This window comes from Thermoprotei archaeon (assembly GCA_038881895.1).
GTDB lineage: Archaea > Thermoproteota > Thermoprotei > Gearchaeales > WAQG01 > JAVZOV01.
This window is the reverse complement of sequence record JAVZOV010000001.1, coordinates 436,619-454,522: the sequence shown is the minus strand read 5'-3', so window position 1 is coordinate 454,522 and position 17,904 is coordinate 436,619. Positions and strand designations below refer to the sequence as shown.

Here is a 17,904-nt window from a genome sequence, read left to right as displayed (position 1 = left end):
TATTACACCTTAGTCATTCATGAAAAGATAAAAGAATAAAAAGAGAAAATAAGAATCAAATAAGCTTAAATACTTTTGAACGTTACAGTTTAAGTAAATGAAGGTAGGTTTTAAGTTTTTAAGTTTTGAACCGAAATTAATTGAAGAGACTGGAACATTTGAATTCTCAAAAGATGAGATAATGGATCTTTATAAAAAAATGGTTATGATAAGGGTTTTTGAAGAGGAGCTCTTAAGACATTATGAAAACTTAGAAATAAGAGGAGAACTTCATCTAGTTATTGGTCAGGAAGCTGTTGCAGTAGGAATAGTATCGGAACTTAGAGATATTGATTACTTAGTTAGCACTCATAGAAGTCATGGTCATGTGTTAAGTAAGGGTGTTGATCCAAAACTTATTGTGGCTGAAATTTATGGAAAAGAAGCTGGATTATGTAGAGGTAAAGGTGGACACATGCATTTAATCGATATAAGTAAAAAAGTTTTGACAACTGGAATTGTGGGGGGTGGTATTCCCATCGGTGCAGGATTAGCGTTTGCATCTAAGTATTTAGGAGGCGATTCTATTACTGTAGTATTTTTAGGAGATGGTGCTTCTAATCAAGGAGTTTTTCACGAAACTTTAAATTTAGCAAGCTTATGGAGCTTACCAATAATATTTGTTGTTGAAGATAATAAATATGGTTTCAGCTTAGCAAAAGAAAAAAGCACTTCTGTTGAATATAATGCTCAGCGGGGGATTGCTTATAATATAAAAAACTATGAAATATTAGATGGTAATGATGTTTTACAAGTAAAAGCTATTGCAAAAAAGGTTATTAGTTATGTCAGAAATGAAAAGAAGCCCGTATTATTAGAAGTTAGAACATACCGTTTGCGCCCACATGTTGAGCTCGTTGATAGCGAGGTTTATAGAAATGATGAAGAGAAAAGAATATGGGCTAGCAATGATCCAATATTAAAACTCGAAAATAAAATATTAAATGAAAAAATAGCCACCGATGAAGAGTTGAAAACTATAAAAGAGGGCATTCAAAGACATATAAAAAATGCTATAAATTTTGCAATAGAATCTCCATTCCCAGCAGCCGATAGTGCCTATACCGATATTTATGTTGAGGAAAGAACATTAGATGAGTATAATGCCAGAGAAGGTAAAAGACAGTTGGGAATGTATGAAGCAATAAATGAAGCAATAAAAGAAGAGATGATGAGGGATGATAGGGTAATATTACTAGGAGAGGATGTTGGTGTGCTTGGCGGAGCTTTTTGGTGCACGCAAAATCTTTTGGAAAGATTTGGATCTAATAGAGTTCTTGATACTCCAATTAGCGAAAGTGCATTTGTGGGATTAGGAATTGGTGCTGCTATTGCAGGTTTACGACCTATTGTTGAACTGCAAATGGTTGATTTTTCGTTAGTAGCAATGGATCAGATATTAAATCACTTAGCTAAATTGAGATATATGTCAGGTGGTCAATTAAAAATCCCTATGGTGATAAGAGCACCTATTGGGGGAGGTTACGGTGATGCTGCACAGCATTCTCAGGTCTTATACTCAGTATTTGCGCACATTCCAGGATTATATGTTGTAGCACCGTCGAATCCTTTTGATGCAAAAGGAATGCTAATCTCATCAATTAGAAGTAACAATCCAGTCATATTTTTAGAGCATAAATTACTTTATGGTGTTCCTTTTTTACCACCTGGATCTTTCACTCATGTGCCAGAAGAACCTTATATGATACCTCTTGGAAAAGCAAAAATCGCACGTGAAGGTACAGATATTACAATTATAGGTATTGCGTATACTGTTCATTTAGCCCTTGAAGCTGCAAACGAGCTCGCTAACGAAGGTATTAGCGTAGAAGTTATAGATTTAAGAAGTTTAGTACCACTTGATGTAAAAACTATTTTAGAATCAGTTAAGAAAACAAAAAGGGTGTTGATAGTTGATGAGGACTATCTTTCATATGGGTTATCTGGAGAAATTTCAGCAATAATAGCTGAAAGTCCAGAATTATATGATAAACTAAAAGCTCCAATAATGCGAATTGCAAATCCAAATGTTCCAATACCTTTCTCTGAGCCATTAGAAAAAGAGATCTTACCAGACGTGAACAGAATTGTTAAGAAAGTAAAGATGATATTTAAATGAAAGACGCACAGTCATAATGTAACTTATGAAATAATCTTGTATAAAATGGAGAGATTCTATTCAATTTATGAAAAACTTTATAAATATTTAAGAACCTATGAATACTATGAAAGCTGCAATTTTTTATGGTAAAGAGGATATTAGGATTGAAGATGTTGAAATACCAGAAATAGAATCCAATGAAGTTCTTATAAAAGTTGCATATTGCGGAATTTGTGGATCTGACGTTACCGCGTTTAAAACAGGAAATTATGTTAGTGGGCTCATTATTGGTCATGAATTTTCTGGTATTGTTGAGGAGGTTGGTGTTGATGTTAAAAGGTTTAGAAAGGGAGACCGTGTAACAGCAAATGGTTATATACCATGTGGCCGATGCAAATATTGTTTATCAGGTAAACCTTCACTATGTGATGATCTACAAATGACTGGAATAACTATAAATGGCGCGTTAGCAGAATATGTTAAACTTCCTGAGCACATTGTGTATAAACTTCCAGATCAATTGTCATTATTACATGCTACTCTGGTTGATCCTTTATCTAATGTACTGCATGCAGTTAATTTATCAGGATTTAAACCTGGAAATTCAATCCTAATTCAAGGAGCTGGCCCAATAGGGTTGGTAACACTAGAGGTGTTAAAAAGATCAGGAGCTGGAGAAATTTTCATTACAGAGATAAGCGAAAAGAGAAAGATCTTAGCCATGGAATTAGGTGCTGATACAGTAATTGATCCTACTAAAGAAAATCTACCAGCTATCATTGAAAAAGAAACAAAAGGTGAAGGTGTAGACATAGTATTTGATACTACCGGAGCACCATCAACACTAGAAGCAAATTTCACGCTAGTAAAAAAAGGAGGCGAGATTATTGTAATTGGTATAACTGAAGAACCTGTGATGTCAGACTTCTTTACCCTAGTAGTGAATGAGCTCACTATTAAAGGATCATACGGCGGATTTAATGAATATCCTAAAGCCATAGAATGGCTTGCTAATAATCATATTACAGCAAATAAAATAATAACCTCTATAATTTCTTTAGAAGATTTATTAGAAAAGGGATTTAAAGTTTTAATAGGACCTGCAAAAGAAGGTAAAGTAGTAGTAAAACTCGCCGGAGGAGAATAGAATGGAGTTCGGAAGTTTAGAATATTTAGAGGAAGTTAAAAAGAGAACTAATAGTGATCAAAAATATTTAGAACTTGCCAAAGAAGAAAACGCTAGTTATACATTCATTATTGAGGCAGAACCTGAAAAGAGTGTTAATAACACCATTATTTTAGGATATAATGTGGAACAGGGTAAAATAGCAAATATATGGCTTGGGGAGAAAAATACAGACTTTATAATATCTGGAAAATATGGTGTCTGGGTTGACATACTACTTGGTAATTTAGGTGTTACAAAAGCATTCTTAACTAGAAAACTTAAAGTCAGAGGAAATTTAATGAAATTGTTAAAGTTATCAAAAGCAACTGAATACTGGCTCGAAATTTTAAGAAAAATACCAACAGAGTTTCATGGAGAATACTCAAGATATAATCTTAAAGGTGAGTAATCATTAATACTTTAAAAATATTATCTTTTTTCTTTATACTTACGAGTCTAGTAACGATAGCATATTGGATAAACTTTCTCACAAGCAGGACTGTACAAGTTATAGAAAAAGAATGGTATATAAAATTTGAACAGGCATTCATACCTGCTGATATGTACATGGCGTTTTCATCATTAATTGCGGGTATTGGGATTCTCAAAAGAAAAATTTGGGGATTCATATTTGCTCTCCTTGCATCTAGTGCACTAGTATTTTTAGCACTCATGGATATAACATTTAATATACAAAATAACCTTTACGAATTACTATCCTCAAGCATTGAAATGCAATTTGAAACATTAATTAACATATACACCTTGACATTAGGAATAACAGCTCCAATAATATTATGGAGATCACGGCACATATTTCTTAAAACTAATATCTAAATAAAAAAATAAATTATTTTTAAGTTAGGATTTTTCTATTACAATTTCTTCACTCGAAATCTTGGGAGGTATTTCACAGCCTTCTAACCAAATAGCTGCTAATAATTCAAAGTCGGGAGGTATTATGTTTCCATCAATTTTTACATCCAATACTGCTGGCAATCCAGAATTTACTGCCCTTTCAAGAGCCTGTCTAATTTCTGAAGGTTCTATGACTCGCTCACCATAGCAACCCATAGCTTCAGCAATTTTATCATATCTAGTATCATTGAAATCAACACCTACATATCGTTTCTTATAAAATAATGTTTGCCCAGCTTTAATCATTCCCTACGCATTGTCATTAAGTACTATACATACAAATTTCAACCCAAGACGCCTTTTTCAGCAGTTTCAAAATAGATGTGTTTAAATATTGGTAGATATAGGAGAATATTGATGTCCGAAAAGCTCTATACAATCAAGGAGGCGAAGAAGCTTCTTGGAGTCACCACCTGGACTATTCAGCAATGGGATAAACAAGGTAAGATTAGGTGTGTTAGAACACTTGGAGGACGCAAGAAGATCCCTGAGAGCGAAATAAAACGAATCCTCGGTTTAAGAGAGGAAAGAATTATCGTAGGCATGAGGTCCCATAAGTATAGGGAGGTTGTTGAAGGTGTCAGGAACCTTGTTGGTTAAAGCGTACTCGATACCGCATAACCTTGAGGTAAGTGAGCTCATAGAGGACTACATGCGCATCTTAAACGCTATCTTGGATGACTTATGGAGGAACATAGCATGGGAAAGAAGGGGTAAGAGGCTTATACCGTTTCCTAGGAAGGACAAGACCTTCAGGAAGGAGCTTAGGGACAAGTACCTTAAAGGTTGGTTTTACTCCAAGCATTACGTGGACTCCGCGATAAAGCAGGCTTATTCCGTGCTTGAATCGTGGAGGAAAAGATATCTACGTGGGCGGGCTGGAAGAAGAAAGCCTGAACTGAGGAGAAAGTTCGTTAGAGTTAAGGAAACCCTCTACAGCTACAGGGATGGAATTCTCAGGATTTCAGTGAAACCTTACGAAGAAAGCGTGACCGTAGATTTGAGGAAGACGTGGTGCTGGGATAGGATAAGGGGATTGGAGCTCGGCGAACTCATACTCAAACAGGACAGGCTCCTGGTGACGGTCAGGAAGAGGGTGGGGCTGAAGGTCGAAAATTCGATTGCCTGGGACACGAACCTCCTATCCCTGGACGGCTTCGACGGCCGGGATCACTGTTCCATAGACCTGAAGGAGATCTACACCATCCACAGGATCTACGAGCTGAAGAGAAGAGTCACCCAAAAGCTACATGGAAAAACGAGGAAGAGGCTCCTGGAGAAGTACCGCTCGAGGGAGAGGAACAGGGTTGACGACGCGCTGCACAAGCTGGCCAAGCAGCTCTCAGGCAGGACAAACGTCTTCGAGGACCTGAGGGGGTTCAAGGAGAGGGTGGCTAGGACGAAGAGTAGGAGCATGAACAGGCAGAACAGCAAGCACGACTACATCAAACTGCAAAAGTACGTGGAATACAAATCTGCGTGGAATGGTTATGCTACCATATATGTGAATGCGAAGGGCACCTCGAAGACCTGCTCCAAATGCGGGTATTATAATAAAGACCTAAGAGGAGGGGTCTTCAAGTGCCCTAGGTGCGGTTTTATAATCGATAGGCAGAAGAATGCATCAATAAACATTTGGAAAACGTTCCTTAGGATGTGGGGATTCATGGGTTCACCCCGAAGGGAGCAGAGCTCGATGAGCCCTCCAATGAACCCAGAGGAGGACAAGAGGGATGAGGCTCAAGAACTAAGTATGGAATCCATACATATCCATATTTAGTTCAGAACCCATGTTTGATTTTGTGCGGTAATTATTATCATAGGTATTCCTTCTGCAAATGCAGGATAAACACCTCCGATTAAGTTTGCTGCGCCAGGACCTACGGTAGCAGCAACTACACCAGGCTTCCCAGTCAAACGTGCCCAAGCGTCAGCCGCATGTGCCGCTGCAGATTCATGATGAGTGGTGATAAATTTAATCTTGTCATCTTCGTATAGAGCATCCAAAAAGGGGTAAAGTTGATCTCCAGGTACTCCAAACACATATTCTATGTTTTCTTGAAGAAGACAACGCTTTAAAACTTCTCCTCCAGACAATCTTGCCATTTTCACCATAATATTTAGTGAACATATAATCTATATAAGGTTTATAATTAACTTCATCATGAGCAATGAACCTCAATTTTTCACTGAATCCCAAAAGTTCTGAATTTCTCAAGCTTTATGTGATCGCATAATTCAATGAATAATAAATAGTAGATTTACTCCATGAGATAGGCTTATATTTCCAATAGATTACACCAATTGTGCTACTTATAGATATATATCATAGTACCGAGGTTAATCACTAGCTAAAATAGAAAAGGTTTTCAATCCCAATCACCATAAATACACTATCCAATTGAATGCCAGTAGTACATGCAAACAGAATTAGCCATATCAAATGCTAGATTCTTGCAAGCGACTCTAATTTTCCTTGAAGTTGAAAACATTTCTGATATAAACCGAAAAGCATATTACGTTATGCATTTATATCAGAAGCTTTAAGTATAGGAGCGTGATAGTATTTTATACTACCAGAATTGTTTGTTCTCTTACTAATATGGTTTTATTCTCATAGTATATTCTCCAGAAGAAATTTTAAACCAAAAGTTAAGAAAGATGTAATTCTTGATTTAATTCGCAATATACCTGATTAAATAAAAAAATTAATGTGTTTGTAGATAGGGTATTAAATTATTTGCTAGCAAAATGCCTAAACCAGAAACAAATATCGTATCCAGTTGTTGTCGTACATGCAGAACCATAATTTCCATTGCTTCTTGAAGTTATATCTCTATAGTTAGATGCTGTGGGTACTACTAGCTGCATTATAAATTAATGTTTCTGTTCCGAAATCAGTTGAAGACACTGAAGTACTTCTTCTACTGTTAGCAATCGCGAATAATACAGCCCATTGAGGGGCTCTTGCACCTGTTTCACAAAACCTGTAACCATCCTTTCTGTCCCCGATAACCGAAGCTATTATAGACTAAGAACCCTGTGTTAGGATTTAGTATTATAAGATACATCAAGGATAACTCTCTTACTAAAAGCTATTTCTGTACTTAATGCTATACAAATTGGAATACACAATAATACTTCTGTCTATAGAACTCATTATAGTACTATTTTGATTATTATTTAATGATTCTTATTATATTTATGGGTTTATCTAGTTGTTTGTATTAATTATGTTTTGTGGATAAGGAATAAATATTAAGTGTTTATAATTAGTTTGTCATGGATTCGTATAGGATTTTAGTGACAGGGTTAGTTCAGGGTGTTGGGTTTAGGCCATTTGTTTATAGGATTGCTGTCAAAAGTGATGTGAAGGGTTATGTAAGGAATTTGGGTGGGAGTGAAGTAGAAATTAGGATACAAGGAAATCGAGATGCCGTTTCTCGTTTCTTTTCTCTCTTTTTCCTTAAACTTCCTTATCCTGCTAAAGTAGAGAGTATAAAAGTTGAGGAAACGAATATTGAAGATTTTCATGATTTCAAGATACTTAAGAGCGGTAATGTTATAATGGAGGCCAGTCAAATACCTCCGGATATAGCAGTTTGTGATGAATGCATGCAGGAAGTCCTTGATCCGAGTAATAGGAGGCATGAATATCCTTTTAATAGTTGTGTTCATTGTGGTCCAAGATTTTCTATGATCTATGAGATACCCTATGATAGAGAAAATACATCAATGAATGATTTTCCATTATGTGATGATTGTTTAACTGAATATTATGATTCAGGGAATGAAAGAAGGTTTGATGCTCAAGGTATTAGTTGTCCTAGATGTGGTCCAAAGCTTTTCCTTGAAACTGTTGATGGTGAGGAAGTTAATGGTGATCCGATAATTACTGCAGCAAAATTAATTAAAGAAGGTAAGATAGTGGCAGTTAAGGGTATAGGTGGTTTTCATATTGCTGTGGATCCATTAAATGATGATGCTGTTTTAGAACTTAGGAAAAGAAAGAACAGATTAACACAACCTTTTGCTGTGATGGCTCTTGATCTGGATACCATTAAAAAATATGCAGTTATATCAGAAATTGAGAGAGATTTGTTAATTTCCTCGGAAAGACCTATTGTTCTTCTTAAAAAAAGAGATGATTTTTCTTTGTCCAAATATGTGTCCCCAGGGTTAGATAGAGAGGGTTTTTTTCTTTACTATACACCATTACATTATTTGTTACTTAATGAAATGCCACACCATGTTCTCATAATGACTAGTGGAAATAGGCATGAATTCCCGATGTGTATTTCAGAGGAGTGTATACGAGAACATCTTAGGAATATTGTAGATTATGTGCTTTATCATAATAGAAAAATAGTGAACAGAGTTGATGATAGTGTTGTAAGAGTTTCTTCTGGCAAAATTATGTTACTAAGAAGAGGAAGAGGTTATGCGCCGATGTGGATAAAAATAAGAAGAAGATTAAAATACCCTATCATTGCTGTAGGTGCAGAGCTTCAGAATGCTGGCGCTGTGGCTTTTGATGATAAAATAGTAATGACACAATTTATAGGAGATACTGACAAATTAGAAACTTTATATGAGTTAGAGAAATACCTAAATTTCTTTATAAAAACATATTCCTTAAAACCAGGAGCTATTCTAGCAGACAAAAATCCAACATATCAAAGTACTATACTTGCGATGAAATTTGCTGAAAAATTTTCAGCTGATTTTATTCAAGTTCAGCATCATTTTGCTCACGTATTAAGCGTTGCAGCTGATTATGGATACGATGAAGGAGTTGGCATAGCTATAGACGGTATAGGTTATGGTGACGACGGTAACGGATGGGGTGGTGAAATAATAAGGTTCTCTGGAATAAAGTACTTTAGAGAATATCACCTTAAATATGTTCCTTACGTTGGGGGAGACATAAATGCTCTTAGACCGGAAAGAATGCTGGCGCTAATACTTTCAACATTTATGAAATGGGATGAGATAAAGAAAATCGTTAAATTGAGAAATGAAGAGTTCTTAATTCTAGAAAAAATGAGCAAAAAACCCAATCTTATGACATCTAGTACTGGACGTGTTCTCGATGCTGCTTCTGCTTATTTGGGAATATGTAAATACAGAAGTTATGAAGGCGAACCAGCAATGAAACTCGAAGCTAGTGCAAGAGGAGGCAAAATACTTGATATGGAAATACCAGTCAAAAGCATTGAAATAGATACTACAGAAATATTTAAATGGCTTCTTGATAACAATGCGAGAATTAATGATACAGCTCTCACAATCCAATATAGGTTAGGAGAAGCCCTAATAAAAGCAGCACTTAAACTTAACCCACAAGTAGTATTTGTCTCAGGAGGCGCTGCAGTAAACGAATACATTCTCAAAGGAATAATGGATAATTCAGAAGGAATACCAATTCTCACACCTAGACGAATACCAGCAGGTGACGGAGGAATAGCATTAGGACAAGCATATTATTTAAGCCTTCGTGAATAATATATCATTTTAATAATTCTTTGTAGTATATCACACTTGTGGTATATATTCAAAATTATTTTTCATACACTTAAGATACGCTTTAAAATAATTAGCAAAATTTTGTCTAACAGCACATTGAACATCCCTTTCTTTTATTCTTGTAAGAGTGCTCTCCCAACATCCTTTAACAAAATGGGTTTAGATCGACAATAACTTTGTAACTAATATATTTTACAAAAATGCGACAAGAAAGCCCAGAACTTTAGTTCTGGGATGAATCGTCGATAGGCTTAAATAAACGCTTAAACAATGTTTTCTTGAGCGAGTCGCTCATGAAGGCTAAGAAAACCATTAAGGCAAAGGTTCTTGAACTACGCAGGGGTAAAGCAGAACTTCTCAAGCGTGAATACGAGAACTTTCAGAGATACCTTCATGGAGACAAGTCTGTTCCGCTTTATTCCGCTACAAAGCAGCAAGCCGATAGACTTCTGAGGCGGATTGGCAAGCCAAAGGAAGGAAAGGAATATCCGCTAATCCTTAGAAGGGACGTGTACAGAGCAGACACTAAGTTGACGCCTTATTGGCTCAAGATTCCAATTTATGGGGTTAGAGACGGAATAAACGTCCCTATAAAGACCCATGAACCAATAACTGATGACATGATTTGCAAAGAAGCTAAAATCGTTAGGCGAAAAGGTGAGTGGTTCGTCCACATAACTGTTGAAAAAGAAGTGGAGGAGAGAAACCCTAAATCAGCTCTAGCAGTTGATATGGGGATACGATGGATAGCCACAACAGTCAACTCAAGCAATCCAAAACCAAAATTTTATGGGAGAGAGCTTAGGAGGGTTAAGGGACACTTCTTCTACCTTAGAAGGTCTTTAGCTTTAAAGAGGGCCTACAGAACCATAAAGAAGATTGGGCGTAAAGAGAGAAGAGTGGTTAGCGATATCCTGCATAAGATTAGCAGAGCCATAGTAAACGAAGCTTTGGCGAACGACTCCATGATAGTTCTTGGAAAACTCAAGGGCATAAGACGAAACGGCAGAGGTAGGACCTTCAAAAGAAAGCTCAACAACGGATTCCCATATTATAGGCTGAGCCAATTCATAGAGTATAAGGCGAGATGGCGCGGAATCAAAGTCGTTAAGATAAGCGAAAGAAACACGTCCAAAACATGTCACAGATGTGGACTAGGGGGCTTCGAGTCGGAGGCCTCTTCAAATGCCCAAACTGCGGAATCCAATGCAACGCAGACTATAATGGGGCAACGAACATCCTTAAGCGGGCTATGGACTACATGTCCATGGCAGGGGCTGGTTTGACACAGCCCAGAACTCGGTATGATGAAGGCTTAAGCCTGAGGAACCGAGAATCTCCCGGCTTCAGCCGCGGAGAGTGTCAAATCAAACAATCATAACAGTTTCTTCCTTTATATTTTCAGGAACGATTCGCATAATACCAGTGAGCGAACTAAATAAAGTTGTAATAGATTTAATACTTCCTTTCGAAGTTTGTACATATTCTGACCGGCTACGTCCTAAATAGTAAGCTATCAAATATCTGCTTCCATTTTTAAATGTCTGATTTCTGTCATTGTTATTAAAAATTAAAAGCATGCTTAGGGTATGTATTTTTTAACATCATAATCAAATTAAAATTTACAAGGTCCTCGTTCTAACACAAAAGAATAAAATAGTTTAACTAGGTTTCTAAAAGTTATTAGCAAAATTTAAAAATGGTATTCGTTACCAGGTTTAAGTATTACAACTTTGGTTGTAAGTCTTCGATCCTCAACATATTTCTTGAAATCTTCAGGTTTACCCCACAAAACCGGGAAGGTACCGTAATGCATAGGTATTACGACTTCAGGTTTTATTAATTCAACAGCTTTGGCCGCTTCAATAGGACCCATTGTAAAATGTCCCCCAATAGGAAGCAAAGCAATTTTTGGTTTATAAAGCTCGCCAATAAAGCTCATTTCAGCAGTTAAGCCTGTATCACCAGCATGATATATTGTAGCCTCATTTCCAATAATCACAGCACCTGTGGGGACTCCGACAGAAGAACTGTGAGTGGCCGGGACTAACACTATTTTAATATTGCTAACAATAATTGGTCCACCAATATTACCACCAATCATCTCACCCTTAGCACCTTTATTAGACAAATGATTAGCAATTTCAAAAACTGAGACAACTTTAGCGGATGGATTTCTTTCTAAAATTTCCAAAACGTCACCAACGTGATCATCATGGGCGTGAGTTATCACTATTAAATCAACTGATTCTATATCCTTAACTTTTACCGGGGAAAGCGGATTTGAAACCCATGGATCAATTAATATTTTCTTTGAATCCAATGATAATTCAAAGGATGCGTGACCATACCAACGCACATAACCCATAATACACACCTTACCCAATAGAAGTAACTCAGAAAATAAAAACTTTTCTTAGAAACATGAATATATACAAGAGAAATATAAAGTAATAAAGTAATTTGACAACAAACTTTATCCTTTAGGATGAGAGCCAGAGTCAAGCCAAAATGATGTTGTATTAAACAATTAGATGGCTCAGACCGGGAACCTTTAATCACGCATCATTTTTCTTTTATCTTCATCATCGCTAGTACTATATAGTTTTGATATGTTAAAAAGTTAATGCTTTTCATTATCTTATCAGTGAGATGCTCCATGACTGAGGAGAGGAGTTTCTAGTGTTCGCCTGGAGCTTTAAGCTTTACCACATCTTCTGGTTCGGAGAGCTCACCACTCACTCATCCCATTCTTAAAAATTTTAAACACTAAGATTTTAATGAGATGTTCTCTCACAGGAGAACGTGTATAAACATACACATGTCTTGATAATTTGTTCATTCATTCCACAGTTGAGGCACGTGGGTTTTCTGAGCACCTTTTTTATAAAATTTTCACGTCATTTAACGGAGATATTAATCGTTGTCTATAATTTTTCTATTGAATATGTTTGTTTTTGTGTGTTCGGTTTATCACCCCATGTAAATATGATATCTGCCCAATTTATTGCTTCTATTTCGCTTGTAAAATCATTGTATTCCGATATTTGTGGATCGTACTTTCTTATTTCATAATTGCTTACGTTTTTTAATGTGTGTATAATTTTCAGTATTGGGCTATTTATCGCGTATTTTGAGTTTGGTTTAAACCCATATCTGTAAAATAGTATTTTCTTAGCGTTTTGTGATTTTATGATTTGTATTATTTTTTGTACGTAGTATTCTGGTTGTTTTTCGTTTATCTCTATTGCATATCTTAGCATTTGGGAGTTTATCTCTTTTAATAAGAGTAAGCTATCTTTCGGTATGCATGATCCACCCGCATATGGGCTTGGATAAAACGGCATATAACCAAAGGGCTTTGTTGCTGCTGCATTAATAACTTTTCTTATGTCTATTCCTAATTTATCAAATCCTTGCTTTAACTCGTTTATGAATGATATATTTATGAGCCGAAAAGCATTTTCTAATAATTTTGCTGCTTCTGCAATTTCTATATTATCTACTACCGTTACTTGTAGCTTTAATGTTTTCGCATATAACTTAAACCCTTGATTTGTGCTGTTCGGTCCTATACCACCAAGTATCCTTGGTATTGTTTCTATGTTATGCACAGTATCGTCTGGATTGAGGCGCTCTGGTGCATGTACTACTAACAATTCTTTATCAGGTTGTAAACCTGTTTTTTCCTTAATGGGATTTACTATTAATCTTTCTGTTCCTGCAGGAAATATTGTAACCTCTGAGGAAATTAATGTATATGGTTGTAAATGCTTTGCTAGTTCGTTAACTACACTAATTAATGGTGTGAAATCTAAGTCATCATTCTTTAATGTTTGCACTGCTATTATTATGTAATCAACATTCTTGATTGCTAAATAATCTGTTGTTGCCGATATTTTATTCTTCGTTTTCTCCCAGTTCTCAAGTATGAATTTTTCTCTTATATGAGGTATTCCTTTATTAATCTGGTCAACTACTCTTGGGTTTATATCGATCACTGTCACTTCTAACTCATGTTTTGCTCCCAATACAGCAACGTTCATTCCGACAAAACCGCCGCCGATGACCGCTAGCTTTTTCATCTAATTCACCTTATATTTGCCAGTAATCGTTCATAAATAAATGTTAGTAAACTTTGTGATTTTTTAAACATAAGAGTTTTAGAGCTATCTTTATTAAAATTTACCTGCTACTAATTTTCTTTAATGAATGATATTTAACTTTGACGGCGGGGAGTCCCCATCCGTAGGGGTGGGGATGAAAGCTGAAAAGTTTATATGTAGTCTTTTATAATCTATTATAAGGGATTATAATGAAATCTACTATCGCCGTGTCTAAAGAAGTGAAAGAGAAGCTTGATAGATTAAAGGTTCATCCAAGGGAAACTTACGAAGATGTGATAAAAAGGTTGATTGAGAGATGGGAAAAATCCGAATAGCCTACAAGTTCAGGCTTTACCCAAACAAAAGCCAAGAAGAAAAGTTACTTGAAACTCTGAAGATATGCAGACAGACCTATAACTACTTTTTAACCCAATGGAATGGAAAGGATAAAATACCAAGCAGAATTAAACTTCAGTCTCAGCTACCTAAACTGAAGAAGGAAAAACCTGAGTTGAACAGGGTCTACTCAAAAGTTTTGCAGATGGTTCTCCACCAGCTATACTCAAACCTAAAAACATTGTCAAAGCTAAAGAAGAACGGCAAAAAAGTTGGACGGTTGAGGTTCAAGGGCAAAGGTTGGTATAAAACGTTCGTCTACAACCAGTCAGGCTTCAAACTGGTGAAGACTGGAAAAAGGTTTGACATTTTACGCTTGTCAAAGATTGGGGATATTCCAATAAGGGCTCATAGATTAGTTGAGGGAGAAATAAAGCAAGTTGTAATCAAAAAGTATAGTTCTGGTAAATGGTTTGCTTGCGTATGCGTAGAGAAGGAAAATGAATCTATCAAGAGAGAGCCTAAAAATGTTGTAGGTATTGATGTCGGAGTAAAACACTTTCTCACGGACAGTGACGGAAGGCAAATAGAGAATCCGAGATTCTATGAGAAAACACTTAGAAGGATAAGAGTTCTTCAGCATTGGCTTTCAAGGAAAAAGAAAGGTTCAAAGAATCGAGAAAAACAAAAAATAAAGCTTGCCAAAACCTATGAGAAACTCGTAAACCAGAGAAACGACTTCCTACACAAGCTTTCAAGATTCTACGTGGATAACTATGACGTTATTTGTGTTGAAAAACTAAACATAAAAAATATGGTTAGAAACCACAACTTAGCCCAAAAAATATTGGATACTTCTTGGGGAAAATTCCTTCAACTGCTCGAATACAAGGCTGAAAGCGCCGGTGTTCGGGTGGTGAAGGTGAGCCCGAGAGGTACATCTGAAGGGCTAAGCTATGAAAATCCCTATAGGGATTGGATATCGGCGAATAGAATAAAAATGCGGGGTTGGGACAGCCCTAAGACGCCTGCTAAGATGAAGCCTCTACTGGTAGAAATACCAGCAAGCCTCATCGTTGAAGCAGGAAGCCCCTTGCGAAAGCGAGGGGTAGTTCACATTCGCACATAATCTTTTGGTTCAATTTTCTGCAATTTTCTAAATAAAAATCTCTAAATAATTTCTTGGACAATGCTGGTAAGTTTTTGTTTTAATCGTTTTTGCATAATTCAGTTAACTGAAAACCTTATTTTACTCCTTGAAACACCGTCAAGGATGTTAGTTTGATCTCAGTTTGCAGATTTGATGCTTGAAAGGAGTATATCAGAAACACTTATATGTTATTAAGTTTTAATGAAAATTATGTATAAAGATCTTAGAGATTTGTTAAGTAGTTTTGAAAGGGAAGGGTTGCTTAAACATGTGAAAGTTAGCGTTGATCTTAATTTAGAGTTAGCTGAGATTTTAAGACGTGTGATGTATAAGAGAGGGCCTATGCTTTTATTTGAAAACATTAAGGATTATCCCAATTGGAGGATAGCTGGTAATATGTTTGGTAGTATTGAAATGGTTAAGAAAGCTCTTGATGTTAATGATCTAGAAATTATAGGTAAGCGTTTCCTTGAACCACTAATGCAACCTTTACCAATGGGGATGTTAGATAAACTCAAGACATTACCTGAATTTTTGTCTTTTTCTAAGTATTTACCAAAGAAAGTTAGATCTGGTCCTGTTAAAGATGTAAAGATTGATGGTGAAAAAGCTATGTTTGATCTTTTACCAATACCAAAAATTTGGCCTAAAGATGGTGGTAAGTATATTACTTATCCTTTAGTTATAACTAGAGACCCTGAAACTGGTATTAATAACATGGGTGTTTACAGAATGCAAGTTCTTGATAGCAAGAGGGCTGCGATGCATTGGCAAATCCATAAAAGAGGGGCATTAGCTTATCAGAAAATGAAGGAGTTAGGTAAAGAGAGGATTGATGTGTCAATTGTTATCGGAGCTGACCCTGGCACTATGTTTTCTGGTGTTGCACCTGTGCCTTATCCTATCGATAAGCTGCTTTTTGCTGGCATTGTTCGTGGTGAGGGCTTAGAAGTTGTGGATTCCGAAAACTCTGATATTCCGGTTCCCGCAAGAGCTGAACTCGTTCTTGAAGGGTATGTCAGTACTAATGAGTTAGTTATGGAAGGCCCGTTTGGAGATCATATGGGTTATTATACACCACCTGAACAATATCCAGTATTCCATCTAGAAACCATAACTATGAGATACGATCCGATATATTATGTCACTGTTGTTGGAAAACCACCTTTAGAGGATGCTTGGATCGGTAAAGCTATTGAACGTGTGTTCCTCCCGATCATTAGAGTACTATTACCTGAAATTGTGGATATAAATCTGCCCGAGTATGGATTATTTCAAGGTTTAAGTATTGTTTCTATCAAAAAGCGGTATCCTGGTCATGCACGTAAAACCATAATGGGACTTTGGGGTCTTGGGCAGTTTTCTCTTACGAAAATGATAATTGTTGTTGATCATGATGTGAACGTACATGATATAAATCAGGTAATTTATAGTCTAGCCACTAATGTTGATCCAGCTAGGGACGTGATAATTGTTAATAATGCTGTCACTGATGTTTTAGATCCAGCGTCCACCATAATTGGAATCGGTGGTAAGATTGGAATAGATGCCACCAAAAAACTGCCAGAAGAATGTGGAAAAGTATGGCCTGAACCTGTTGAACCTGACGTTGAAACTGTTAAACTTGTTAATGAACGATGGAAAGAATATGGTATAGAGTAGGTGATATAGCCATGAACGAATTAGAAGAGGCTGAAACAATTTTAAGAGAAGTTTTCGGATTAAACAAGTATGAATCCAAAGTATACCTAGCATTAATAAGAGGTGCAAGAATGCCTAAACAAATTTCTAAACTCTCCAATGTTCCTATGCCAAGAATATACGACACTTTAGCAAGTTTAGAAAATAAGGGGTTTGTAGTTAGAGCTGACGATGGATACACCCCTTTGAATCCAGACACTATCTTTTCAATAGCTAGTAAGAAACTCAAATCTGAGCTGGAAGAAAAAATAGATTTGATGAAAAAAAGTACTGAAAGACTTTCAAAGATTTTCGGCAAATACTTCTTGCCTTCTTATGAAGGAGAAATAATTATATTAAGAGGACTCCCAGTAATTGTTGAACATTTTTCGCAACTGCTTTCAAAAGCTAAAAATGTTATTCTTCTAATAAGAAAATCAATTGAAGTAAAAGAGTTTTTTAAGCAACAAGTAATTAAGTTAAGCGGAAAAGGATTACCCCACATAAGAGCATTATTACACAGTGAGATCAGTCTTAATAAAGATGATATAGAGTTAGCATCAAGCTTAGGTGTTGAGCTAAGAAAGAGTAACGATGTCATGTTTGATATGATGATTATCAATGATGACATCTTCGTGATGGGAGTTCCAGACCCCATGTTAGAGAACATTACTGAAAAAGCAATTGCAATAGTTATAAAAAATAAAGTTTTTGTATCAGCACTAAAAAGTTACATCGAAGAACGCTGGCTCTCGGCCGACAAATACTAACCTTAAGCTACTATTTAGTTAACTTATAGTGAAAAATCTTCTAAAATTCTCCTCCAATCACCAGTTAATTATTAAACAAGTTCATTAAATATTCTTCTGTAGTGCTGCTT

The 17,904-nt window shown here is 36.1% G+C and carries 15 protein-coding genes and 1 pseudogene; 12 read left to right on the top strand and 4 right to left on the bottom strand.

Features of this window, described 5'->3' with window-relative positions:
* Positions 1-97: 97 nt before the first annotated feature.
* From QW128_02325 to QW128_02310, 4 genes are all read left to right on the top strand, one after another.
* Positions 98-2,158, top strand: coding sequence for a dehydrogenase E1 component subunit alpha/beta (locus QW128_02325; GenBank protein ID MEM3832422.1), 2,061 nt, complete (start codon positions 98-100; stop codon positions 2,156-2,158).
* Between the two features lie 106 nt (positions 2,159-2,264).
* Entirely contained in the window at positions 2,265-3,287 is a 1,023-nt protein-coding gene (locus QW128_02320) for an alcohol dehydrogenase catalytic domain-containing protein (GenBank protein MEM3832421.1), read from the top strand.
* Position 3,288: 1 nt separating this feature from the next.
* Positions 3,289-3,717, top strand: coding sequence for an SCP2 sterol-binding domain-containing protein (locus QW128_02315; protein ID MEM3832420.1), 429 nt, complete (start codon positions 3,289-3,291; stop codon positions 3,715-3,717).
* A 152-nt stretch (positions 3,718-3,869) separates the two neighbouring features.
* The gene (locus QW128_02310) at positions 3,870-4,145 is read left to right on the top strand and encodes a hypothetical protein (protein MEM3832419.1); all 276 of its coding nucleotides are present in this window, start codon (positions 3,870-3,872) and stop codon (positions 4,143-4,145) included.
* Between the two features lie 24 nt (positions 4,146-4,169).
* On the opposite strand, the gene QW128_02305 is transcribed toward QW128_02310, so the two are convergent.
* The gene (locus QW128_02305) at positions 4,170-4,472 is read right to left on the bottom strand and encodes a thiamine pyrophosphate-dependent enzyme (protein MEM3832418.1); all 303 of its coding nucleotides are present in this window, start codon (positions 4,470-4,472) and stop codon (positions 4,170-4,172) included.
* 105 nt (positions 4,473-4,577) lie between these two features.
* Between QW128_02305 and QW128_02300 the strand changes: the two are divergent.
* Positions 4,578-4,769, top strand: a pseudogene (locus tag QW128_02300) (helix-turn-helix domain-containing protein).
* Between the two features lie 49 nt (positions 4,770-4,818).
* A complete protein-coding gene (locus QW128_02295) occupies positions 4,819-6,006 on the top strand; it encodes a zinc ribbon domain-containing protein (GenBank protein ID MEM3832417.1) in 1,188 nt (395 codons plus the stop codon).
* Here the strand turns inward: QW128_02295 and QW128_02290 are convergent.
* Positions 6,003-6,341: a thiamine pyrophosphate-binding protein gene (locus QW128_02290; protein MEM3832416.1), complete on the bottom strand. Its 339-nt coding sequence runs from the start codon at positions 6,339-6,341 to the stop codon at positions 6,003-6,005. The two genes, QW128_02295 and QW128_02290, sit on opposite strands and share 4 nt — an antisense overlap.
* Positions 6,342-7,508: 1,167 nt before the next feature.
* Here QW128_02290 and hypF point away from each other — a divergent pair.
* Complete coding sequence (gene hypF, locus QW128_02285) at positions 7,509-9,731, top strand: carbamoyltransferase HypF (GenBank protein ID MEM3832415.1); 2,223 nt, start codon at positions 7,509-7,511, stop codon at positions 9,729-9,731.
* A 299-nt stretch (positions 9,732-10,030) separates the two neighbouring features.
* On the top strand, positions 10,031-11,038 hold the full coding sequence (locus tag QW128_02280) for a transposase (GenBank protein MEM3832414.1): 1,008 nt from the start codon (positions 10,031-10,033) through the stop codon (positions 11,036-11,038).
* 407 nt (positions 11,039-11,445) lie between these two features.
* Here the strand turns inward: QW128_02280 and QW128_02275 are convergent, their stop codons facing one another.
* Together QW128_02275 and QW128_02270 are read right to left on the bottom strand one after the other, a co-directional pair.
* On the bottom strand, positions 11,446-12,120 hold the full coding sequence (locus QW128_02275; protein ID MEM3832413.1) for a metal-dependent hydrolase: 675 nt from the start codon (positions 12,118-12,120) through the stop codon (positions 11,446-11,448).
* 559 nt (positions 12,121-12,679) lie between these two features.
* Positions 12,680-13,837 (bottom strand): nucleotide sugar dehydrogenase, encoded by a 1,158-nt coding sequence (locus QW128_02270; protein MEM3832412.1) that lies wholly within the window; start codon positions 13,835-13,837, stop codon positions 12,680-12,682.
* A 230-nt stretch (positions 13,838-14,067) separates the two neighbouring features.
* Between QW128_02270 and QW128_02265 the strand changes: the two genes are divergently transcribed.
* From QW128_02265 to QW128_02250, 4 genes are all read left to right on the top strand, one after another.
* Positions 14,068-14,193, top strand: a complete 126-nt coding sequence (locus tag QW128_02265; GenBank protein ID MEM3832411.1) for an antitoxin VapB family protein — start codon at positions 14,068-14,070, stop codon at positions 14,191-14,193.
* On the top strand, positions 14,175-15,323 hold the full coding sequence (locus QW128_02260; protein MEM3832410.1) for a transposase: 1,149 nt from the start codon (positions 14,175-14,177) through the stop codon (positions 15,321-15,323). Before QW128_02265 ends, QW128_02260 begins: the two co-directional genes overlap by 19 nt.
* Positions 15,324-15,554: 231 nt before the next feature.
* Positions 15,555-17,006: a menaquinone biosynthesis decarboxylase gene (locus QW128_02255; protein MEM3832409.1), complete on the top strand. Its 1,452-nt coding sequence runs from the start codon at positions 15,555-15,557 to the stop codon at positions 17,004-17,006.
* Positions 17,007-17,017: 11 nt separating this feature from the next.
* A complete protein-coding gene (locus QW128_02250) occupies positions 17,018-17,794 on the top strand; it encodes a helix-turn-helix domain-containing protein (GenBank protein MEM3832408.1) in 777 nt (258 codons plus the stop codon).
* Positions 17,795-17,904 lie beyond the last annotated feature (110 nt).